The sequence below is a fragment of the Hymenobacter siberiensis genome, from assembly GCF_018967845.1.
GTDB lineage: Bacteria > Bacteroidota > Bacteroidia > Cytophagales > Hymenobacteraceae > Hymenobacter > Hymenobacter siberiensis.
On record NZ_JAHLZZ010000001.1, the window covers coordinates 2,007,600 to 2,030,360 of the forward strand.

At 59.1% G+C, this 22,761-nt stretch carries 20 protein-coding genes; 15 read left to right on the top strand and 5 right to left on the bottom strand.

Annotated elements, in window-relative coordinates:
• Positions 1-273 precede the first annotated feature (273 nt).
• On the top strand, positions 274-3,555 hold the full coding sequence (locus tag KQ661_RS08685) for a SusC/RagA family TonB-linked outer membrane protein (protein WP_216686190.1): 3,282 nt from the start codon (positions 274-276) through the stop codon (positions 3,553-3,555).
• Positions 3,556-3,612: 57 nt separating this feature from the next.
• Complete coding sequence (locus KQ661_RS08690; RefSeq protein ID WP_216686191.1) at positions 3,613-5,208, top strand: SusD/RagB family nutrient-binding outer membrane lipoprotein; 1,596 nt, start codon at positions 3,613-3,615, stop codon at positions 5,206-5,208.
• 176 nt (positions 5,209-5,384) lie between these two features.
• On the opposite strand, the gene prfB is transcribed toward KQ661_RS08690, so the two are convergent.
• A protein-coding gene (gene prfB / locus KQ661_RS08695; protein ID WP_216680260.1) for a peptide chain release factor 2 occupies positions 5,385-6,462 on the bottom strand; the annotation gives its coding sequence in 2 pieces (ribosomal slippage) (positions 5,385-6,401 and positions 6,403-6,462; 1,077 coding nt in all).
• 231 nt (positions 6,463-6,693) lie between these two features.
• On the opposite strand from prfB, the gene KQ661_RS08700 reads away from it, so the two are divergent.
• The 3 genes from KQ661_RS08700 to KQ661_RS08710 are packed head-to-tail and all read left to right on the top strand — an operon-like array spanning position 6,694 to position 9,156.
• Complete coding sequence (locus KQ661_RS08700; RefSeq protein ID WP_216680261.1) at positions 6,694-7,068, top strand: CZB domain-containing protein; 375 nt, start codon at positions 6,694-6,696, stop codon at positions 7,066-7,068.
• Between the two features lie 29 nt (positions 7,069-7,097).
• Positions 7,098-8,657, top strand: a complete 1,560-nt coding sequence (locus KQ661_RS08705) for a sensor histidine kinase (protein WP_216686192.1) — start codon at positions 7,098-7,100, stop codon at positions 8,655-8,657.
• A 55-nt stretch (positions 8,658-8,712) separates the two neighbouring features.
• Positions 8,713-9,156 carry a response regulator gene (locus KQ661_RS08710; RefSeq protein ID WP_216680263.1) on the top strand — a complete coding sequence of 148 codons (444 nt, stop codon included), beginning with the start codon at positions 8,713-8,715 and terminating at the stop codon, positions 9,154-9,156.
• A gap of 92 nt (positions 9,157-9,248) precedes the next feature.
• Here the strand turns inward: KQ661_RS08710 and KQ661_RS08715 are convergent, their stop codons facing one another.
• Complete coding sequence (locus KQ661_RS08715; protein ID WP_168671803.1) at positions 9,249-9,824, bottom strand: ribonuclease HII; 576 nt, start codon at positions 9,822-9,824, stop codon at positions 9,249-9,251.
• 150 nt (positions 9,825-9,974) lie between these two features.
• Entirely contained in the window at positions 9,975-10,238 is a 264-nt protein-coding gene (locus tag KQ661_RS08720; RefSeq protein ID WP_216680264.1) for a hypothetical protein, read from the bottom strand.
• Positions 10,239-10,677: 439 nt separating this feature from the next.
• Here KQ661_RS08720 and KQ661_RS08725 point away from each other — a divergent pair, with 439 nt between their 5' ends.
• From KQ661_RS08725 to KQ661_RS08765, 9 genes are all read left to right on the top strand, one after another.
• Positions 10,678-11,256, top strand: a complete 579-nt coding sequence (locus KQ661_RS08725; RefSeq protein WP_216680265.1) for an NUDIX domain-containing protein — start codon at positions 10,678-10,680, stop codon at positions 11,254-11,256.
• Positions 11,257-11,368: 112 nt separating this feature from the next.
• Positions 11,369-12,178: a lysophospholipid acyltransferase family protein gene (locus KQ661_RS08730; protein WP_216680266.1), complete on the top strand. Its 810-nt coding sequence runs from the start codon at positions 11,369-11,371 to the stop codon at positions 12,176-12,178.
• Positions 12,179-12,205: 27 nt separating this feature from the next.
• Positions 12,206-12,493 carry an Asp-tRNA(Asn)/Glu-tRNA(Gln) amidotransferase subunit GatC gene (gene gatC / locus KQ661_RS08735; RefSeq protein WP_168671800.1) on the top strand — a complete coding sequence of 96 codons (288 nt, stop codon included), beginning with the start codon at positions 12,206-12,208 and terminating at the stop codon, positions 12,491-12,493.
• A gap of 3 nt (positions 12,494-12,496) precedes the next feature.
• On the top strand, positions 12,497-15,394 hold the full coding sequence (locus KQ661_RS08740; protein ID WP_216686193.1) for a tetratricopeptide repeat protein: 2,898 nt from the start codon (positions 12,497-12,499) through the stop codon (positions 15,392-15,394).
• A 12-nt stretch (positions 15,395-15,406) separates the two neighbouring features.
• Complete coding sequence (locus tag KQ661_RS08745) at positions 15,407-16,126, top strand: ABC transporter ATP-binding protein (RefSeq protein WP_216680268.1); 720 nt, start codon at positions 15,407-15,409, stop codon at positions 16,124-16,126.
• A gap of 145 nt (positions 16,127-16,271) precedes the next feature.
• Complete coding sequence (locus KQ661_RS08750; protein WP_216680269.1) at positions 16,272-16,820, top strand: cob(I)yrinic acid a,c-diamide adenosyltransferase; 549 nt, start codon at positions 16,272-16,274, stop codon at positions 16,818-16,820.
• 161 nt (positions 16,821-16,981) lie between these two features.
• Positions 16,982-18,046: a branched-chain amino acid aminotransferase gene (locus KQ661_RS08755; RefSeq protein WP_216680270.1), complete on the top strand. Its 1,065-nt coding sequence runs from the start codon at positions 16,982-16,984 to the stop codon at positions 18,044-18,046.
• A 238-nt stretch (positions 18,047-18,284) separates the two neighbouring features.
• A complete protein-coding gene (gene gcvT, locus KQ661_RS08760; RefSeq protein ID WP_216680271.1) occupies positions 18,285-19,388 on the top strand; it encodes a glycine cleavage system aminomethyltransferase GcvT in 1,104 nt (367 codons plus the stop codon).
• Between the two features lie 92 nt (positions 19,389-19,480).
• A complete protein-coding gene (locus KQ661_RS08765; protein ID WP_216680272.1) occupies positions 19,481-20,200 on the top strand; it encodes a 2-phosphosulfolactate phosphatase in 720 nt (239 codons plus the stop codon).
• A gap of 56 nt (positions 20,201-20,256) precedes the next feature.
• Here the strand turns inward: KQ661_RS08765 and KQ661_RS08770 are convergent, their stop codons facing one another.
• Both KQ661_RS08770 and dtd read right to left on the bottom strand, forming a co-directional pair.
• Positions 20,257-20,583 carry a nucleotide pyrophosphohydrolase gene (locus KQ661_RS08770; protein WP_216680273.1) on the bottom strand — a complete coding sequence of 109 codons (327 nt, stop codon included), beginning with the start codon at positions 20,581-20,583 and terminating at the stop codon, positions 20,257-20,259.
• A gap of 22 nt (positions 20,584-20,605) precedes the next feature.
• Positions 20,606-21,052, bottom strand: a complete 447-nt coding sequence (dtd, locus tag KQ661_RS08775) for a D-aminoacyl-tRNA deacylase (protein ID WP_216680274.1) — start codon at positions 21,050-21,052, stop codon at positions 20,606-20,608.
• A gap of 81 nt (positions 21,053-21,133) precedes the next feature.
• Between dtd and KQ661_RS08780 the strand changes: the two genes are divergently transcribed.
• Positions 21,134-22,654, top strand: a complete 1,521-nt coding sequence (locus tag KQ661_RS08780; RefSeq protein WP_216686194.1) for a hypothetical protein — start codon at positions 21,134-21,136, stop codon at positions 22,652-22,654.
• Positions 22,655-22,761: the final 107 nt, after the last annotated feature.

The window sequence follows — 22,761 nt, forward strand, 5'->3', positions numbered from 1 at the left end:
CTGTATCATACTGCCCACAACATTATGATTACTTAACCAATAGACTACAAAATACTTGCGGCCGCAATGTGATGTCTGGCGAGCGTGGATTGGCGTGTTAATGTTGGTTTAGGTATCTAATAAGTTTAATATTGTTATTGACTCTTGACTACCCTAAAATACTGGCGTAACAAAAAACTTGTAATACCTTGCCGGTAGATTAGTCGCGTTAAGTTCCTTTTTTTTCCATTCCTGCCACTTTTTTTCCAACTCACTCACCATTTTCACTACTACATGAAACACTTCTTTTTTATGGTCGTCTTATTGATGACCTGCCTGTTGCAGCAGGTAAATGCCCAAGACCGCTCGCTCTCCGGGCGAGTGACTGACCGGGCCACCGGCCAAGGACTACCCGGAGCTACTGTACTGGCAAAGGGCACTACCGTAGGGGCTTCTACAAACGCCGACGGCACCTTCATATTGAGTGTGCCTAGTACAGCTACTACGCTGTCTTTTAGCTCCATTGGTTTCTCCACTGTTGAGAAGCCCATTGGGGCTGATGCTACTTATAACATCTCGCTGGTTACGGATGCCAAGCAGTTGGGCGAAGTAGTAGTGACCGGAGCACTGGGCATTCAGCGCCAGGCTCGGGAAGTGGGTTACGCTACGGCTACCATCGATTCCAAAGAGTTGACCCAAGCCCGGCCGACAAACTTTGTAAACGGCCTGGCCGGTAAAGTATCGGGTTTGCAAATTCAGACGCTGGACAACGGTGTTAATGCAACTCCTCGCGTAACGCTGCGCGGCAGCCGCTCGCTGCTGGGCAACAACGAAGCCCTTATTGTAATTGACGGCGTGATTACGACCAATGAAGTGCTGGGTGCCTTGAACCCGGACGACATTGCTTCTACCTCCGTGCTGAAGGGTGCCAACGCTGCGGCTCTCTACGGTTCGCAGGCCTCTAACGGTGCCTTGATTATTACTACCAAGAAAGGTACTGCCGGTACCTCGCAGGTAACGTTCTCGCACACTTCGCAATTCGAGTCCATCTCGTTCCTGCCCAAGTTTCAAAGCGAGTTTGGCCCTGGCTCCCCCGACTTTTTTACCAATTCCGGTGCCACTCCTTTCACCACCAATAACTCGGTCGACACTGAATACGAGCACCAGTACCAAGGCTTCGAAAACCAGCAGTATGGTCCTCGCTTCGATGGGTCGATGCGGCCCTTCGGCTACACCTTGCCCGACGGAACGGTGCAGATGCTCAAGTATGAAGCACGGCCTAACGAGCGTAAGAACTTCTTCAACACGGGCTACCAGACCCAGAACGGCGTGAGCTTTTCGGGCGGTGACGAGAAGACCAAGTTTTTTGCCTCGTACCAGAACATACACAACAACGGCATTGTGCCGAAGGACAAATTCGACCGTAATAACTTCCGCTTCAACGCCTCGCGCGACTTCGGCCGTCTGAACGTAGGTTTCAACGTTGCTTACATCAACCGTCAGTCTGACGTGACTTCGAACCTGGACCAGAGCACTTCGGTTTACTGGAACGTGTTCAACACGTCGGTATTGGCCCCACTGAGCCAGTACAAAGACTACCAGAACGATAAGTTCTCGGATTCCAACTACGGCTACTACAACGCCTATTACTACAACCCGTACTTTGTGCTCGACTACAACCGTTCGCGCGACAAGCGCAACACTGTGCAAGGCGATATCAATGCGTCATTTAAAATATATGACTGGCTGCGCCTGCAGTACCGCATCGGTACTACTACCACTTCGCAGCAGAGCCTGACCACCCAGAACAAGTTCACGCTCGCTGGCGACAGCCCCAAGCAGATTTCGCCCTACCCGGGTTTCTTCCGCGACCGGAACACCAGCCTGAGCCGCGTTAACTCGGATTTCTTCATCAGCGCTGATAAAACCTTCGGGGATATCAACGTGAAGGCCATCCTCGGCAACAACGTGCAGCTGCTCGACAGCCGCTACAACCAGATTGCCTCGACGGCCCTGGCCGTACCGGCTCCAACCGAGGAAATCAACCTGAGCAACCGTATCGGCAACCTGGACGGCTTCAGCGGCCGGTTCCAGACCCGTCTGTACGCATTCTATGCCGACCTGACCCTGGGTTACAAAGACTTCTTGTTCGTGCATGGCTCGGGCCGTTATGATAACGTTTCGGTGTTGGAGAAAGGCAACCGGAACTTCTTCTACCCAGGCGTAGACGCTTCGTTCGTATTCAGCAACGCTATTCCGGCGCTGAAGGACGTCTCCTTCCTGGATTACGGCAAGCTGCGCGGTGGCTATACCTTGGTTAGCCAGATTAACCTGCCCAGCGCTACGGGCATCGGCGTAGCCGAAACCGGTGGTGCTTATTCTTTGAATCCTACCTATTCGAACGGCGGCGGTTTCCCTTTCGGGTCGAACCCTTCGTTCACTGCCAACGGTGGCTTGGTGCAAACCAACTTGCTGCCTGAGAACACCCGCTCGGCCGAAACCGGCATTGAGCTTAGCTTTTTGAAGAGCCGGGTGACGGCTGGTGTTACTTACTACAACCAGCGAAGCACCAACCAGACCATCGGCACGACTATTCCGTTCTCGACGGGTTACCAGACGCTGCTGCTGAACGCCGGTGAAGTGCGCAACTACGGCTTAGAAGCTGACTTGAACCTGACGCCCGTTCGCGCAGCAAATGGCCTGACCGTTACGTTGGGTGGCAACTTCAACTACAACAACAACGAAGTTGTATCGCTGCCCCCCGGCCTGACCCAACTGAGCTTGGGTGGCTCCGGCCGCACGGATGTAAACACCGACCTGGTGGCCGTAGTTGGTCAGCCCTTCCCCGTTATTCAGGGCACTTTTTATCAGCGCGTGGCCGAGGGCCCGCAGGCTGGCAAAATCATCATGACCAAGGTAACGGACCCCGGCGACCCGACCCTGGTGCGCTACGTACCGCTGAAGGACCCGGGTACCAAAATCTTCGGCAACACGCAGCCTAAATACAAGTATGGCTTCAACACCAGCGTATCGTACAAAGGCCTCACGCTGGCTGGCCAGGGTGAACTGCGCACAGGCTACGTGGTTTACCACGCCATTGGCGCCGACCTGGACTTCACCGGTGGTGGTGCCCGCAGCGTTCAGTACGGCCGTCAGGACTTTGTATACCCCAACTCGGCTATCCCAGTTACTGCTGGTGGTGTTACCACCTATATCGACAACAGCGGCGACGCCGCTGTGAAAACGCCCGGCGGCTCGGAGTTCTGGGCCAACAACCCCACCTGGAACCGGGGCATTGCTGAAAACTATGTGACCTCGGGTGCCTTCTTCAAAATCCGGGAAATATCGTTGGGCTACGCCATTCCAGCATCAGTGGCTTCGCGTTTAGGCGTAGTGAAAGGTGCTTCGGTGAACTTCTTCGGTCGGAACGTCTTCACCTGGGTTCCGAAAGAAAACATCTATACCGACCCGGAGTTCAGCGCCACGCAACCTGGTAGCAATGCCATTGGCATCAACACCTTCCTGCAGACGCCTCCTACCAAGTTCTACGGAGTTACCCTCACCGCAACTCTTTAATTTTTCACTGAGATGAATAAGCTAGCAAAATTGCTATTTGCAGCCTCGCTTACCACTATGGCGAGTAGCTGTGAGTCGTTTCTTGACGTCAACGTCAATCCCAACCAGGCCACGGCAGTAACTCCTGACCAGCTGTTGGGCAACGCCCTGACTGTAACGGGTGCCAACTACACGGCCTATAACGCCTACGCCAACTTTGCGACTGGTTTCTGGACTAAGTCGAATGCTGTGAGCGGCTTTAATGAGGAGCGCAACTACAACTATTCCAGCACTTACCAGCAGGGATTGTTCAACGGCACTTACGACAACCTGAATGATTACAACCTCATTCAAACAGCTGGCGCGACCACACACCCGAACCACGCGGCTATCGCCCGCATCATGAAAGCCTACAACTTTTTGCTGTTGGTGGATGAGTACGGCGACGTTCCCTACACCGATGCATTGAAGGGTAAGGCAAACATTACGCCCAAGTACGACAAGGCTGAGGAAATCTATAAAGACCTCATCGTGCAGCTCAAAGGGGCAGTAACGGACATCAATGCCGCCACTGCTGGCCTTGCCGTAGGGCCGGAAGACGTTGTTTTCGGTGGTAACATGACCCGCTGGAAGCAGTTTGCCAATAGCCTGCGGCTGCGCATCCTGCTACGCCAGTCCAACGTGGCGGCCCTGAACGCTTACGTGAAAACGGAGATGACTGCGCTGCAAACGGATGCCGCGGCCAACAATGGTTACATCACGGCCGACGTGAGCGCGCAGCCTGGCTACGCAGCCAGCAGCGGCCAGCAGAATCCGTTCTATAATACTTATGGGTTTTCAGTGGGCTCGGCTAATACGACGAGCACCTACCGTTTCATTCTGCCGACGAAATACCTCGTCAACTTGTTTGTCAACAACAACGACCCCCGTATCACGCAGGAGTATCGGCAGGTTGGTGCGACGAAGGATGCCAATGGCAGCCAGACTGCTAATGGTACGTACGTAGGCAGCAACTTGGGCGAGTCGGTGATACCGTCGCCTACTACGGGCTCTACCTTTCAGGCGGCGCTGCTCAACAGCCCAGCTGGCACCTTTGCCGGAACGTTTCTGCGGAGCCCCAACCAGCCTACCGCACTTATGCTGCTGTCCGAGCATCTGTTCTCGAAGGCCGAAGCCGAAAGCCGGAGCCTGTTAACCGGCAACGCCAAGGCGGATTTCCTGGCTGGTATTCAGGCCTCGTTCAACACGACCTTCCGCAATGCTCCGAGTCCTTCTCCCGTAAACCGGCTCGTGAATGGCGGTGATATTGACCCGGTGAGTAACTACACCAAGTACATCGCGGCCAACGTGGGCAATGGCTTGGTCGACTGGGATGCCACCACCACGCCCGCTACCGATGCATATGGCACCATTACCACGGGTACCCGCACGGTTAGCACGGTGGAGAAAATTCTGACGCAGAAATTCCTGGCGGAGAACACCATCGCTGGTACGGAAGCGTGGGACGATTTCCGTCGCACCATGCTGCCAATGGTTCCCGTTTCCATTCAGGCATCGGTACCGGGGCAGTTTGCTAAGCGCTTGCTTTATCCTCAGTCGGAAATCAACACCAACAAGGCTAACGTACCGCTCACCACTACGCAGTACGACCGTATCTTCTGGGTCCAGCTGTAAGCTGCTCACTCAGTGTATATACCAAAAAGGGCTGCCCAATCGGGCAGCCCTTTTTTTACATCAAGTTGTTAATCATTGTTTATCAGATGGCCGTGAGCTGGTAATCGCCTTGCTGATAATAAACAAATGACAGCCTATTTATTGTTGAGCGGCTACTTAGCTGCCCGTTCTCAGCCCTAGCTCCGCATCAAGAAGCCTTTGATGAACTCATCGAGGTCACCGTCAAGGACATTCTGCACGTCGGTGCGCTCGATGCCGGTGCGCAGGTCCTTGATGAGCTTGTAGGGGTGAAGCACATAGTTGCGAATCTGGGAGCCGAAGTCGATACGCTTCTTGGTGGCTTCCACTTTGTCGCGCTCGGCGTGGCGCTTGTCCATCTCAATCTGGTAGAGGCGCGATTTGAGCATGCGCAGGGCGTGCTCTTTGTTCATGAGCTGGCTGCGCTCAATCTGCACGGCAATGATGATGCCGGACGGCGCGTGCGTGAGGCGCACGGCCGTTTCCACCTTGTTCACGTTCTGGCCCCCCGCGCCGCCGGCCCGGAACGTGTCCCAGGAGATGTCGGCGGGGTTGATTTCGATATTGATGGTGTCATCAATCACCGGGTAGGCAAACACGGAGGCAAACGACGTGTGCCGCCGGCCGCTGCTGTCGAACGGCGACATGCGCACGAGGCGGTGCACCCCGATTTCGCTCTTCAGGTAGCCGTAGGCGAAGTCCCCGTCGATTTCGAGCGAGGCGGACTTGATGCCCGCGCCCTCACCAGGCTGGTAGCTGATTTGCTTCACCCCAAAGCCGTGGCTCTCGGCCCACATGATGTACATGCGCATGAGCATTTCGGCCCAGTCCTGGCTTTCGGTGCCCCCGGCCCCGGGGTTGATGTCGATGATGGCCGAAAGCTGGTCTTCCTCGTCCGAAAGCATGCGTTTGAACTCCAGCTGCTCTAGTTTCTTGAGCGTGGCGTTGTAGTCGGTCTGCATTTCGGCTTCGGGCACATCGCCCTCCCGGTGAAAATCGAACAGCACTTCGGTATCGGCAAGGGCCTGCTGCACGCCCTCAAAATCATCGGTCCAGGTTTTAATGGCCTTGATTTCGCGCAGGGTAATTTCAGCGGCTTTGGAGTCGTCCCAGAAGCCGGGGGCCGTGGTTTGGGCCTCGGCGGCGGCTATTTGTTCTTTGCGGGCATCGTAGTCAAAGATACCTCCTCAGGGCCTCGGCGCGGCCCTTCAAGTCCTTTATCTGGTCTTGGGTCATGGTGGGGGAAATGGTGAAAGGTGGCCAGTGGCAATGCCGCCGGCTCACCCGGAATAATAAGTGAATCGCGAAAGTACCGAATTTCAAAGCGGCAACCGGCCTTGGCCTTGTGGCGTACCTTTGGGGCCGGCAGCGTTTCGCAGCTATTTCCCCCCCACTCAACGGGGCAGCTCCCGGTTTCGCAACGGGTGGCTTGCACCATATTACTCGCTTACGGGTATAGCTTTGCTCATGACAACGGACGACCTGAAGCAGGATTTTGATTCCGCGCGCATCAAACATGTGCATTTTAAGAGCAAGCTGCGCTCTTTTCTCTTTGGTAATGGTGGTGCCGAAAGCTCGTTGCGCGACCCCGAGCAGTGTAGCATGGGGCTATGGATAGCCTCCCGCCTGCGCGGAACCGGGGTGTACGCGCACCTGCCCGAAGCCCGACGGTTTGACCAGCAACACGTGCTGATTCACAAGGAAGCCGCCCGCCTGATGGACCTCTACCTGGCCGGCCGCATAGAGGAAGCAGGCGCGGGCTACGCTCCCCTCCAGGTTATTGCCGATGAAATGATGGGCCTGCTCCAAACCATGGAGACCAAGCTTCGTACCAAGGCCTGACCCGAAGCGTTGCGCCCGCGCACCAGTGCATGAAAATTACCCTCACCACGAAGTTGTTTGCCGGATTTGTGCTGTTGCTGGCGCTGTTTGCGGTAATTGTTCTGTTCTCTTACAAGCTGGCGGGCCAGGTGCTGCGCAACTCCCGGCAGGTAGAAGCATCTCAGCACGTTTCGAACGAAGCGGTGAGCATGCTGCGCAGCATTGTCGACATGGAAACCGGGTTTCGGGGCTACATGCTCATTGGCAATGAGATGACGCTGGATATCTATTATACGGGCGAGCGCGACTTGATTGGCCGGTTTTCCCAGTTGCGCACGCTGGTAGATGAAACTCCCGAGCAGGTTGAATTGACTGACCAGACTCAGCGGCTTTTTCAGCAATGGATGGGCTACAGTCATTTGCTGATTGCTGAAAAAAGAGAAGCCCGCCGCCGCAACCCCCTGCAACGTGGCCTCGACGACCTGCCGCACCGCCGCCTGGCCGAAGCCCTTACCGGCAAGCAGCTGATGGATAATATCCGATTCCGGCTGAATAAATTTGAACTGACGGAAGCTGCTTCCCGCAAAACTATGCGGCAGCGCCTGAACGACAGCATTGTGCGAGCCGAATGGCTGTCGGTAGGGCTGGCAATTATGGCGCTGGTGCTGGGGCTGCTTTGGGCGCTGTACGTCGTGCGCACGTTTGCCCGGCGGCTGCGGGGCATGCTGAACCTGGCCCGGCGCATGGCCGGTGGCGACTACGACACCCAGATTGTGGACAATGAGCAGGACGAGGTGAGTGAGCTCACGGCGGCCCTGAACGTGATGGCCCGCACCGTGGGGGCCAACATCAACCAGCTTGAAAGCCGCAACCAGGAGCTGGACCAGTTTGCCTACGTAGTGTCGCACGATTTGAAGGCGCCGCTGCGTGGCATCGAAAGTGCTTCCCGCTGGATTGAGGAGGACATGGGCAAAGACGCGCTGCCTCCTCACATTCGCGAGTTTCTGGGCATGATGCGCCAGCGCGTGCACCGCATGGAAAAGCTTATCAGTGGCATTCTGGATTTGGCGCGGGTGGGCAGGGTAATACAGGCCAACGAAACGGTATTCGTGCGCACCCTGCTGCGCGAAATAATCGACAGCCTGCACCTGCCCACCGGCTTTAAGGTTGAGCTCCCCTTCTTTCTGCCCACGCTCACCACCAATGCCGTGCAGCTTCAGCAGGTCTTCACCAACCTCATCAGCAATGCCGTGAAATACCACGACCATCCCGAAAAGGGCACCGTGCACATTGGCTGCGACGATGCCGGCGAGTTCTACTCGTTTTCGGTGGCCGATGATGGCCCGGGCATTGACCCCGAATACCACGACCGTATTTTTGTTATTTTTCAGACCCTGACGGAGCGCGATACCTTTGAGAGTACCGGGGTGGGGCTGGCCATCGTGAAAAAAATTGTGGAGCGCCAAGGGGGGCGTATCAGCATCAAATCGGCGGAAGGTCAGGGCGCTAAGTTTATTTTTACCTGGCCCAAGTACCCGGCCAAAACCAAAAATATGGCTGCTACGGTGACCACAACGGTTAATTCTACCGTATCAACCTCTAGTTTATAGCAGTTCTGCACTGCCGTTTGCGGGTATTTTCCCGCTTTTGCCAATTGCCTAGCCTATGTCCGCCGACTATCCCACGCCCAGCATCCTGCTTGTGGAAGACGACCAAATGGACGTGATGAACGTGCAGCGCGAGCTGCGCCGCCAAAACATCAACGTGCCCCTAATCCACGCCCGCAATGGCCGTGATGCCCTCCGCATGCTGCGCGGCGAGGGCGATGAGCCCCAGATAGCCAAACCTAGCCTGGTGATGCTCGACATCAACATGCCGCGCATGAATGGCCTGGAATTGCTGGAAGTGCTGCGCGCCGACCCGGAATTCATGGATTTGAACGTCTTCATCATGACGACTTCCGACCTTGAGTCGGACCGCCTGAAAGCGCAGCAGCTGGCCGTGAGCGGCTACATCATCAAGCCCCTCAGCTTCGATACCTTCGGCGAGGGTGGTACCAGCCTGGATGGATTCAGCTTGTTTCTCGACCTGCTGAAGCTCAAGAGCTAGGCCTTTTATTCACTGCTGTCACGCAGCAGAACGTAGTGCGGGGACTACAAAGTCCGTGCTACATTTCCGGCTACCGCTGTAATGCCGGGCCATTACAGCAGCCGGAACCCCATGCGGTGGTGCGGGCTGGGGCCGTGCGCGCGGATAGCCGCGCGATGGCTAGCCGTAGGATAGGCCGCATTCTGCTGCCAGCCGTACTCCGGGAATTCTTCGGCCAGGGCCGCCATGTGCTCATCCCGAAAAGTTTTGGCCAGGATGGAGGCTGCGGCAATGCTGCGATACAAGCCATCGCCGCCAATAATGCAGGTGTGCGGGAAGCCGGCCATTGGCTTAAATCGGTTGCCATCAACCAGCAGGTGGCCCGGCGTGACGGCAAGCGCCGCCACGGCCCGGTGCATAGCCAGGTAGCTGGCCTGGGCAATGTTGATGCTGGTAATTTCTTCTACCGATGCCTGGCCTACTGCCCAGGCAATGGCCTCGGCACAGATGATGGGTCGCAGGGCATCGCGCCGCTTGGCACTGAGCTGTTTGGAGTCGTTGAGGAAGCGCGGGTCGAAATCAGGTGGTAGAATAACGGCCGCCGCGAACACCGGGCCCGCCAGGCAGCCCCGGCCGGCTTCGTCGAGGCCCGCTTCGAGGGCATGGCCAGTGTGGGAGGCAAGGAGCATAGAATAATAAATAATAAAAGAGCCAGCAAAAATACGTGTAAGCTGCCCGGTTGCGGTGCAGCAAAAAGCCCTTCCGGTAGCTAATCTGGCTACCGGAAGGGCTTTTCTGTACTATATAAAAGGACTGCCCGTGGGGCAGAAGTAAGCTTATTAGTGGTCGCCGGCGTTGCTGCCAATGACGCCGGGCTCATCTTCGCCACGGGTAAAGCCCTGGCTATCAATAGGAGCAATGGCCTCGTCGATATTCTCCTCCTCGTCGTTGGTGACGTAGACGTTGGTAGTGGGCCCGAGGCCGCCGTTATGCTTGGCTAGCTCGGCTTCGGCCTGGGCGTGGTGCAGGTTAAAAAGTGGGTCGCCAGCCTGGAGCTCGGGTTTGGCGGTATCAGCTTTCTTATTTTTTGAGGAATCGGCCATAAGTAGTGCGGGAGCGCGCCGGAATGTGAACGGTGAGTTCCTGTTAACTTATACGAAACACGGCCGCCGTGGGTTAAGTGTTGGGCTGGTAAGTATTTGCCCACCGGCAGGCACAAAAAAAGGCCGCCACCCGAGGGTGACGGCCTTAAAGTGGCGGGTCCGGCTTAGAGGTGTCTACCCCACCTGTTCAGCCAGAGCGCCGCCGCACGAGAGGTCCTTCCTTTCCACATTTCCAGCCCGTGCGGGGGTACTTATAGGTCAAAGCTACGAAGCCCGGAGGGGGGGATGCAAGTCGTATTGGATTAATCAGGGCATATAAGCTGCCAACGGTCCATTTTACACGGCGGATGGCAGATAGGCATCTGCGAACGGCGACTCGTGAAGGCCTTGGTGGGCGTAGTTTTGCATTCTCTACTCCATAACCATCCCGTCAATAGCCATGCAATTCGTAGCCCGCCCCGATGTGGACGAAACCCATAATCCTTGGCACACCGTCAGCAGTGAAATCAAGTATCACAACCCATGGATTTCGGTGCGCGAAGACCAAGTGCAGAATCCCGGCGGTGGCCAGGGCATCTATGGCGTGGTGACGATGAAGAACAAGGCGCTGGGCATTGTGCCCGTTGATGCGGAGGGCAATACCTGGCTGGTGGGCCAGTACCGCTACCCGCTGAACGAGTACAGCTGGGAAATTCCCATGGGCGGCGGCTTGGTCGAACTGGATGTGCTGGAATCGGCCCAGCGCGAGCTCAAAGAAGAAACCGGTCTCACGGCGGCGCGCTGGACGCGCATTGCCCGCCTGCATACGTCCAACTCGGTGACGGATGAAGAGGGCTTCGTATATCTGGCCGAAGAGCTCACGCAGGGGGAATTAGAGCCGGAGGAAACCGAAGACCTGCGCCTCTGGAAGCTGCCGCTGGCCGAAGCCATTCGGATGGTGATGGATGACCGGATTACGGATGGCATCAGCGTAGCCGGCCTGCTGAAGGCCGAAAAAGTGCTGGCTGGCCGTGCCTAGCAATGGGTTGGAGACGGAAATTTGCCGCTTTGTGGAGGTTGGTGCTGCCTGGCTCACCGCCTGTGCACAATGCACAACGGCCAACTAGCCTAACTTTGCCATTATGCGCCATATGCTTCGTTACCTCGGCCAGCGCCTTTACACTACGTGGGCGGTGGTGTGGTTCATTATTCCCTTCGTGCTGATTTACCCTTTCCAGTGGTATTTCAGTCGGCGGCCCACCGGGGGAGGGGTGGTGCACGCGCTGAATCGCTTCTGGTCGTGGCTATCCATTACGATGTGGGGCATGCCGGTGGAAGTGGTGCGTGAAAGCAAAGGCCCCACCCCGCGGCCCTGCGTATACGTGGCCAATCATGGCTCGTACATCGATATCATGATGCTGTTTAAGTACATCCCGGGCTTTTTGAATATGATGGGCAAGGCCTCGCTGGCACGCGTGCCGGTGTGGGGGCCACTTTTTGGCAACGTATATATTACCGTGGATCGGGCCAGCGCCGTGAGCCGGGGCCGGGCCATGGTGGCGGCCCGCCGCACGCTGGCGGAAGGCAGGAGCATTGCCATATTCGCCGAAGGCCGGATTTCGCCCACACCCGGCAAGGAGCTGCTGCCGTTTCTTGACGGCGCGTTTCAGATGGCCATTGAGGCCGGGGTGCCCATCGTGCCGGTGGGCATGCCGCTCAACCACATGTTTATGCCCGATGTGGAAAAGGACCTGCGCGTGCGCTATCACCGGCTCAAAATCGTTTTCCATCCGCCCATTTCCACAGCCGGCCTCGCCCTGACCGATATACCCGAGCTGAAGGCGCGGGTATATGCCCAGCTGGCCGCCGATTTTCTGCCTGCGGGCGCGGTAAAACCCGGACCCAGCACCTGGCGCGCGCCGGCGGCCGTTGCGCCATCCGGGCAGCCCACCAACTCTTAACTCCTAACATTTAACCCATAACTCTAAATGAGCACCGACCTTGGCACCCTGCGCGGCTTGGCCCACTTAGCCCGCCTCGAATTCGACGAAACCCGCGAGCAGCAAATGCTCGGTGACCTGAACAACATTCTGGATTTTGTGGCCCAACTCGAAGGCCTCGACACGACGGGCGTGGAGCCGCTGGTGCACCTCTCGCAGGAAATCAACGTGCTGCGCGACGACGAAGCCCGCAATACCGTTAGCCACCAGGATGGCCTGCGCAATGCACCCCGCAAGGACTCGGACTACTTCCGGGTGCCCAAAGTGCTGGAATAGCTGGTGACGCCGCAATCCGTAAGCACTCGCGCTACCACGCGGCCCGGCTGGCTGGTGTGGCTGGCCGCGCTGGCCGTGGGCCTGACCATCTTTTATTATTTCACGGGTGAAAACAGCACCCTGCCCGTGCGGGAGGTGGCGCACCTGCAAGCCCTGCCGCTGACGCTGGACAGCGTGGCGGCCGGGCCGGTGCACCTGCCGGTGCAGGCCAGCAGCTTCATTGTGACGCTGACGCACGACGTGGCGGGGCCCTTCACGCAGCCCGTGGCGGCAGGCGTGTTCCTGGTGCTGCTGGCGGTGCTGCTGGCGGGCTGGGTAGCGGTGGTGAGCACGCTGGCCCGCACTGCTTTCGTAGCAGGCATGGTGCCGATTATTTTCCTGCTGTTGTCGCTCAACACCGAGTCGCTGGGTCTTTTCAATACCAGCGAGCGGTATTTTCTGTACCTGATGCTGGGAATGGTGGGCGGCGTCGGCTTCATGCTGCACGCTTTTGCCGAGGGCTGGCCGCTATGGCGGCGGGCGGTGGCAATGGGCGCCGTGGTGTCCGGGCTGAGCGCCTTGCTGCTCGCCCAAAGCCAGCTGCCTATTGCAGATACCGTGTTGCAGCTGGCGGCGTATGCCACGCCGGGCGGCGCGGTGCTGGTGGCGCTGCTGGTACTGTGGGTAGGCATGGAGAATATCCGGGCCCTGCTGTGGTTCAATACCCAGGCGGAGCAGCCGGGGGGACGGTTCGGGCTGCTGCCGTTTGTGGCGGCCAGCCTGCTGTACCTGGGCGTGTTGCTGCTGTATGAATGGAACGACGGCGTGCTGCAATTGCTGCCTGGCCTGAGCCTCGACCCGCTGGTATTGTTGCTGCCGGCCGTGGTGGCTGGCTGGTTGGGCCTGCGCCTGCGGGCCCCCAGCTACGCGGCGTGGGTGCCGTATGCCCGGGGCGCGGCGCAGCTGTACCCAATGGTGGTGCTGGGGGCGGCCGGGGCGCTGGGCTATGCGTTTGCCACGGCCAATACGCCGCTGCTGGTGGCCGCCCGCCGCTTCACGGGGCTGGCGCTGCTGCTGCTGGGCGCGCCTTTTCTGCTGTATGTGCTCATGAATTTTGCGCCGCTCATTCGGCAGCGGCTGCGGGTGTACCGGGTGGTGTTTGAGCCGCGCCGGCTGCCGTTCTACTCGGTGTATATTCTGGCGATAGGCGGCCTTATTGCGGTGGAGTCGCGCCAGAACTTCCCGCTGCCCGACCAGGTGATGGCCGGCCAGTACAACAACCTTGGCGACCTCACGCGCCAGCAAAGCGAAGCCGCGCCCGACGACCTCAGCCTGGCCGGCCTGGCCGAGCGCTACTACGCCGAAAGCGGCGACGTGCTGTACCGCGCCAACCGGCACGCCGAGTTTGGCCGGGCGGCAATTTTTCGTTTCCGGCAGCAGCGCCAGAACGAGATAAACTCGCTGCGCCGCGCCTTACTGCGCGGGCCTGATGAGAAGGTGTCGCTGCGCCTGGCCACGCTTTATAACGACCCGGATGACTTGTTTGAGGGGCTTGATATTCTGCGCGGCGGCCTCAGGGCCTACCCGCGCAGCGCAGCCCTGGCCGGCGATTTGGCCCAGCTCTTTACCCGCACTACGATAACAGATTCCGTTGCCTTCTACCTCGACAAAGCCGAGCAGCTGGCCCCCGGCAGCTACGCCAGCAGCACCAACCAACTGGCCTTTCTGCTCAGCCAGAACCTGCTGGCCGATGCCCGCCAGCGCGCGGCTAAGCTGACGCTAAAAACCACCGAGCCGGCCCTGCGGAGCAACTACACGCTGCTCCAGCTGCGAACCGCCACGCCGCTCCAACCCGCGCCCACCGCCCCACCCGCCGATTTGCAGGTGCTGGACGAAGCCACTTTTGCCCAGCTCTACCATGTAGTGCTGTGGGATGTGGCCCGGCACAAAGACCAACTCACACCCGCCCTGCTGGCCCAGCTGAACCGCCTGGCCACGCAGCCCGCCAATGCCAGCTACTACGAGCAGCTCCTGTTTCTGCAGGCGCTGGCGCGGCACGCGCTGGGGCAGGAGCAGGTGGCGCGGCAGCTGCTGTTGCCGCTGGCGGCGGGCACCGGGGCTACCTCGGCCTATTTCCAGTACTTGTTAGGTCTGTGGCAGCTACAACAAGAGCAATATGCTGTTGCTGCCGAACAAATTGCGCTGGCTGCTCAAAATGGATTCAGAGGCACTTTTTCGGCTCGCTCATTTGCTCTACTTGCTAGTTATGGGCCGGATTCACTGGGAGTGATTCGAAAAGAGCTGGGTGCCCTAACGGATTCGGTTGATAAGCAAGATGCGCGGCGCATCTTAAGGGAAATAGATAGCAATTGGGGAGACTTTGAAGACCGACTGGGTTGGAAGACTCATATTGATGCAATTGCCAGAGACAGAAAGCCCGAGGATTTAGAGGCATGGCTTAAGAAAATTGTTGGTTATACGACAAGTCCTTACTCAAAAGAATCTTTGCCAGTCGGTGTCGAACTCTACGGAAACGCTGTTTTGGCTCGACTGCGCAACCAGCCGGCTGTGGAGAAACAGCTTTACCAGCGCATCGTGCGCGAAGCGCCGTTCAACGCCCCGGCCATCCTGGCGGCGGCGGGCTTCTACACGCGCCGCCACGATTATACGGCCGCCTACTCGGCCCTGCGCACCGGGCTCGATGAAAACCCGCAGTCGCTGCCGCTGTTGAAGGCCTACGTGCTGGCCGCCGCTGATGCCGGCCTGACCGAATACGCCGCCGATGCCCTGGCCCAGCTGCGCCGGCTGCTGCCACCCGCTACGTATGCTACTTTAGCAACGGAGTATGCCGCCCGTCAGGCAGCCCGCGCGGCTGCCGGTGCGTCCTTCTCCCAAGCGCCTGCTCCCTCACCTCTGCAATAAGCCCTTCGCCCCATGAATCCGAACGTTATTGAAACCACTGACATCGCCAAATCCTATGTGATGGGCGCGGAGGTAATCAACGCGCTGCGTTCGGTTACCATCAAAATCCCGCGCGGTGAATACGTGGCGTTTATGGGGCCGTCGGGCTCGGGCAAGTCAACGCTGATGAACATCATTGGCTGCCTCGATACACCTACTAAAGGCCAGTATATCCTCAATGGGCAGGACGTGAGCCGGATGAGCGACAACCAGCTGGCCGAGGTGCGCAACAAAGAAATCGGGTTCGTTTTCCAGAGCTTCAACCTGCTGCCCCGCGCCAGCGCCTTGGATAACGTGGCCCTGCCGCTCATCTACGCCGGCCTGAGCAAGCGCGAGCGCACCGAGCGCGCCCTCGAAAGCCTGCGCGCAGTGGGCCTGGCCGACCGGGCCTCGCACCGCCCCAATGAGCTGAGCGGCGGCCAGCGTCAGCGCGTAGCCATTGCCCGCGCCCTCGTGAACAACCCCAGCGTGCTACTGGCCGACGAACCCACCGGTGCCCTCGACTCAAAAACCAGCCACGAAATCATGGACCTGTTTGAGGCGCTGTACGACAAGGGCAATACCATTATTATGGTGACGCACGAAGAGGATATCGCCCGCTACGCCCACCGCATCGTGCGTCTGCGCGACGGGTTGGTGGAAACGGATGAAATCAACCGCGATATTATGAAGCATGCCGTAGTCGGCCACTGAAGTTGTGGAACATAACATCATGCAGAGCGCAGCGCAGCATTTTGCCCGCAATAGTAATCGACCTGCAAGGGTGGCTTTTGTTAGTGGTAGCGGGCAAGATGCTTCGCTGCGCTCTGCATGACGGTCAAATAAATTATCAATCAAAATGAAAATCTACACCAAAACCGGCGATAAAGGCCTTACCTCGCTCATTGGCGGCACCCGCGTACCCAAGAGTAGCCTGCGCATTGAGTGCTACGGCACGGTAGATGAGCTGAACTCCCATATCGGGTTGGTGCGCGACCAGGAGGTGAATGCCGGCCGCCGGCCGCTGCTGAAGGAAATTCAGGACCGCCTGTTCACCATCGGCTCGGCCCTGGCCGCCGACCCAGAGAAATCGAAAATGAAGCTGCCCGACCTGCACGCCGCCGACGTGACGCTGCTGGAAGACGAAATGGACCGCCTGAACCTTGATTTGCCCGAGCTGCGCGCCTTTATTCTGCCCGGCGGGCACCCGGCCGTGAGCCACGCGCACGTAGCCCGCTGCGTGTGCCGCCGCGCCGAGCGCCTCGCCATTCACCTGGCCGAGGATGCTTTTGTGGCCGAATTGGTGGTGGTTTACCTGAACCGCCTGTCCGATTTCCTGTTTGTGCTGAGTCGGGCCATGGCCCACGAGCTGGGCGTGGAAGAAGTGACCTGGCAGGCCCGCATGTGAACCCGTTCAGGCTCAATGCCTACAGCAAAGTAGTCGTCATGCTTCCGCTACGTACAGCATAACGACCTTTTCCAGCCGTATAATACCCGTTTAATTACCCACACGCTCTCTAATTCCGTACTCGGAAAATCCCACCCACGCGTACCCGTAACCGCTTTCTTATGATAGACACTCTTTCGATTCACACGCAGGTAACCACCGCCCCGCGGCTGGCCTCGCAGGACTTTGGGAACCTCGAATTCGGCAAAGCTTTCGCCGACCACATGTTCGTGGTGGACTACCGCGATGGCGAGTGGCAGGACGCTCAGATTCTGCCGTATGGCGATATCTCGGTGAGCCCCGCCAACTCGACGCTGCACTATGGCCAGGCCATTTTTGAAGGCATGAAGGCCTACCACCAGGCCGACGGCGGTGTGGCCCTGTTCCGCCCCCTCGACAACTGGGCTCGGTTCAATGCCTCGGCCGAGCGCATGTGCATGCCCACCATTCCGGAGGAGTTGTTCATGCAGGGTCTGCGCGAGCTTATCAAGCTTGATGCCGGCTGGGTACCCACGTTTGCGGGCAGCTCGCTCTATATCCGGCCCTTCATGTTTGCCACCGATGGCTTCATCGGCGTGCGGCCTTCGGAGGCGTACCGCTTCATGATTTTCACCTGCCCTGTGGGCCTGTACTACAGCAAGCCGCTACGCGTGCGCTTCGAGCAGAAGTACGTGCGCTCGGCCGAGGGCGGCGCGGGCTACGCCAAAAACGCCGGCAACTACGGCGCAGCCATGTACCCCACCAAGCTGGCCCAGCAGGAAGGCTACAATCAGCTCATCTGGACCGATGCCTCGGAGCACCGCTACGTGGAAGAATCGGGCACGATGAACGCCATTTTCGTGATTGATGGTCGCGTGATTACGCCCGCTCTCAGCACCAGCATTCTTGACGGTATTACCCGTCGCAGCGTACTGCAGCTGGCCCGCGACTTCGGCCTGACGGTGGAAGAGCGCAAAGTGAGCAGCCGCGAAATTATTGAGGCCCTGGAGGCCGGTACGCTGGAGGAAGCCTTCGGCGTGGGCACGGCCGCGACCATTGCGCCCATTGCCGTTATCGGCTACGAGGGCCACGACTACGAGCTGCCCGCTGTGCGCCCCGATGCCTTCTCGAAGCGCGTGGGGGCCACCCTGGATGCCATCCGCACTGGCGAAGGTGCCGACGTGCACAACTGGGTAGCGCCTGTGTAATGTTCCGTGGACTTTACGAGTCCGCACGTAAATGATATTTGAACGACCCACTCGCGGACTCGCAACAGTCCACGGTACTAAAAAAGCGATGGCTTGCAAGTGGGCCGGGGCACTGCCGCCGAGCTCGCAACAGTCCACGGTACTAAAAAAGCCGCTTCCTACCGAAGCGGCTTTTCTTTTTTGCCCCACCTTTGCAGCGCAATTCACCTACCCACCCATCCGCTAACCCGTCCAATACATGACCGTGTCCCTGAAAACCGTTACCCTCGATAGCAAGCACCGCGAGCTGGGTGCCAAAATGGTGCCCTTCGCCGGCTACGACATGCCGGTGCGCTACTCTTCCGACCTCGACGAGCACCACACCGTACGCCGCGCCGTGGGCATGTTCGACGTGTCGCACATGGGCGAGTTTCGCCTGCGCGGCCCCCAGGCACTCGACCTCATCCAGCGCGTGACCAGCAACGATGCCAGTAAGCTCGCCGACGGTAAAGCCCAGTATTCCTGCCTGCCCAACAACGACGGTGGCATCGTGGACGACCTGCTGGTGTACAAGCTGGCTGATGAGGATTACCTGTTGGTAGTCAATGCGTCCAATATCGAGAAAGACTGGAATTGGATTAAGCAGCACAACACGCAGGGCGTGGAGATGGAAGACATCTCGGACCGCACCAGCCTGTTGGCCGTGCAGGGCCCGAAGGCGCAGGCCGCCTTGCAGTCGCTGACCGATGTGGATTTGAGCACCATCCCGTACTACTCCTTCGTGCAGGGCACCTTCGCCGGTGCGCCCGATGTCATCATATCGGCCACCGGCTATACCGGTGCGGGTGGCTTCGAGCTGTACATTCCCAACGAAAGCGCCGCGATGGTCTGGGATAAAATCATGCTTGCCGGCCAGCCCTACGGCATCAAGCCCATCGGCCTGGGAGCCCGCGACACCCTGCGTCTCGAAATGGGCTACTGCCTCTACGGCAACGACATCGACGACACGACGTCGCCCCTGGAAGCCGGGCTGGGCTGGATTACCAAGTTCGCCAAGGAATTCACCAACTCGGACAGCCTGAAAAAGCATAAAGAAGCCGGCGTGAGCAAAAAGCTGGTGGGCTTCGTGATGGACGGCACCGGCATCCCGCGCGGCCACTATGAGCTGGTGGATGCCGACGGCCAGAAAATCGGCGATGTAACCAGCGGCACGCAGTCGCCCTCGCTCAGCAAAGGCATCGGCATGGGCTACGTGAAAACCGAGCTGGCAGCCCCCGGCACCCAAATTTTCGTGCAGATTCGCGGCAAAAACCTGCCCGCCACGGTAAGCAAGCTGCCGCTGACCAAAGGCACGGAGGAATAGAGTTAAAAGTTAGGAGTTAAGAGTTGACAAAGGACTCTAAGGTCTCCAACGGTCAACTCTTAACCTTTAACTCCTAACTCTTAACTCAAACAGTGCCCAAACTAGATATTTGTTTTTCGCCCGAACTGCTGCCTTTGTATGACCTGCGCGGCAAAGTGGCTGTTATCGTGGATATTCTGCGGGCTTCCAGCACCATTGTTACGGCGCTGGGCGAAGGGGTTACGCACGTTTTTCCGGTGGCTTCGCTGGAAGAATGTGCTGCCTACGGCCAGCAGCACGGCAGCCTGACCGCCGCCGAGCGCGATGGCCTGGCCGCCCCCGGCTTCGACCTGGGCAACTCGCCCTTCGGCTTTCTGGATGCTGCCCGGCCGGTGCGCGGCCGCTCCCTTACCATCAGTACCACCAACGGCACGGCGGCTCTGCGCCGCTCGCTGGCAGCCGAGGCGGTAGTGGTGGGCAGTTTCCTGAATCTGGCCGCTGTGGCCGGTTTTGCCCGCCGCCAGCAGCGCGATGTGCTGGTGGTGTGCGCCGGCTGGAAAGGCCAGTTTTGCCTCGAAGACACTGTGTATGGTGGCGCGCTGGCCGCGCAGCTGGCCCCGGATTTCGACGTGCACGGCTCTGATGCCACGCTGGCTGCGCTGCACCTGTGGGAGCACGGCAAGGCTGATTTGTCCGCGTACTTGCTGCAGTCGGCCCACGTCCGGCGGCTCAACTCGCTGGAAGCCAGCAAGGATTTTGAATTCTGCCTGCGGATTGATTCCTACGCCGACGTACTGCCCGTGTGGCAGGAGGACCGGTTGGCTAACGCTTAGAGGCACGTCGTGCTGAGCGTAGCCGCGAAGCATGACGTTTTTTGCATTCGCTTATACTACTTCAGCTTTTCGTTATTCTGGTGGCGCTGGCTGTCGCGCTGGGTTTTCTTGGCCAGGTTGCGGGTCATGGCCTCGGTGAGGTCGATGCCGGTTTGGTTGGCCAGGCAGATGACGACGAACAGCACATCGGCCAGCTCGTCGCCCAGCTCGCGGCCCTTATCCGATTCCTTGAACGACTGCTCGCCATACTGGCGGGAGATGAGGCGGGCCACTTCGCCCACTTCTTCCGTGAGGATGGCCATGTTGGTCAGCTCGTTGAAGTAACGGACGCCGGTGGTCGTAATCCAGGTATCGACGGTTTTCTGGGCTTCTGCGATGGTCATGGGTGCGGGTTGGGGAAAGAGGTTAAGCCGGGGAATCAAGCACGATGGTTACCGGGCCGTCGTTGAGCAGGCGGACTTTCATATCGGCCCCGAAGATGCCGGTGGGCACGGGCCGGCCCAGCTCGGCGGCCACCATCGCCACAAACTGCTCGTATAGCGGCTCGGCCACGGCGGGCGGGGCCGCTCCAATGTAGCTGGGGCGGTTGCCCTTGCGAGCATCGGCCAGCAGCGTAAACTGGCTCACCACCAGAATTTGCCCGCTGATGTCCTGCACGCTGCGGTTCATCTGGCCGTTGTCGTCGCCAAAAATGCGGAGCTGCACCAGCTTGCGGCACATCCAGGTGAGCGAAGCCGTGTTATCGGTAGGGGCGAAGCCGGCCAGCACCAGCAGGCCGGGGCCAATCTGGCCCGTAACCTGGCCCTCAACGGTGACCGAGGCTTCGCTAACGCGCTGAATAACGAGACGCATATTTTCTAAAGTGAAACGGGTAAAGTGGGAAATGAAGCCGAATGTTGCGCCAGGCGTGCCGACCTTAGCGCCAATCCGCCCATGACTACTTCTGCTCCCGCAAATAACGCCCCCTTATCTGCCAGCCGCTGCTGGTGGCTGCTGGGGGCGTTGCTGCTGGTGGCCATCAGCCGGCTTTGGCGGCTACCCGAAACCGGTGGGCTCGACTTCGATTCGGTACACAACTGGCAGATAATTCAGCGGTTGGCGCACGGCGACTTTTCCGAGTTCTTCCATCACGGCAGCCCGGCATTTTCCCTGGTTTATCTGCCGGTAGTTGGGTTCACGCACCGGTTTTTGGCGTTTCAAACCATCAATGCGCTGCTGGGGATAACGGGGCTGGGCTTCTTTGTGGCCTGGGTGAGCCGGCAAGCTAACCTCTCCGGCCCCGAAACGGCGGGCCTGACGTTGCTGGGCGGCACCTCACTGCTGCTCACGTTCTCGGGGCGTGACTTCACCATGAGCTCCCTCAACCTGATTCTATTCACTGGCCTGCTGCGGAGCCACTTGGCGCGTTTGCAGCGGCCACAGGCTGCCTCGCTGCCGCACGTAGCCGCCTGGCTGGCCCTGGGCCTGAGCGTGGACCACAAATTTCTGCTCACCATTCCCATTCTGGTGGTGCTGGAAGTGTGGCAGCGCGATGGCCTGTGGTGGCGGCCCGGCGTGTGGTGGCGGGTGCTGGGCATTCTGGCGCTGCCTTATGTGCTGCTGTGCACGTTGGGGTGGCTGAATGGCCTTCCATGGTACCGCTGGCCGGCTTTCTATGTACTTATTGCCTTTCCCAACACCCCCAACCTGGCGGGCCGGCAAGCCGCCCTGCACCCCGATTTTACCTACTACCTGCGCTACCTGCTCAGCTTTGAATCGCCGCTCCTGCTGCTGGGGCTGGTGCTGGCGGGCGGACTGGTGCTGCGGCAATGGACAGGCCGGTTGCAGCGCCAGGCGCGCACCTGCACGGTGATGCCCTACCTGCTGGTGTGGGCAGCCTTGCTGCTGGCCGGCATGTCGCTGCTGGTGAAAGCGCCCCGGGGACTGTTTTTTGCCTACCTGCCGCTGGCCGCACTGGCCGTGCTGAGCGGCCGGCGCATGCTGCCCGGCTGGGCGCTGGCCGTGGTGCTGCTGGCTGCAGTGGGCCAGAATATTTTCCGTATTCAGCGCGAGCTTTATGCGCCGCTGCCCACGCACTACCCGCAGGTGGCGGCGTGGCTGCGGCAGCACGGGGCCACTCGCGTAGCCAGCACCGTGAGCCTGGGCCTGGCGCCCTATCTCGATAACCAGCAAACCCTGACCGTTATCACCGACGAGCGCGAGCTGCCGGCCCTGCGCCGCCAGGGTGTGCAATACGTGCTGCTCGATGGCTACCGGCATGTAACGGGGGTGGCCCGGTTCGATTCGCTCCAGGCCCAGCGTCCGGTGGCGGGCTGGTCTGAGCCGGCGCTGCAGCAGCCGCTGCTGTTTCTGGAGCATTCCGAATACACGGGGCTGGGCTACGCCGAAACCCTAGCCGCCTGGCAGGCCGCTCGGGCCGACTCACTGCCCCTGCGACTGTACCGGCTGAAATAGAGTGCTTTTCAGGTTGGTGCAGTACCTCGTTCAATCGGCCATACATCAAGCTGAAAGCTGCTTCGGAATGAGTTGGATGTTGTGCCAACGAAAAATCTCCGTGGTTC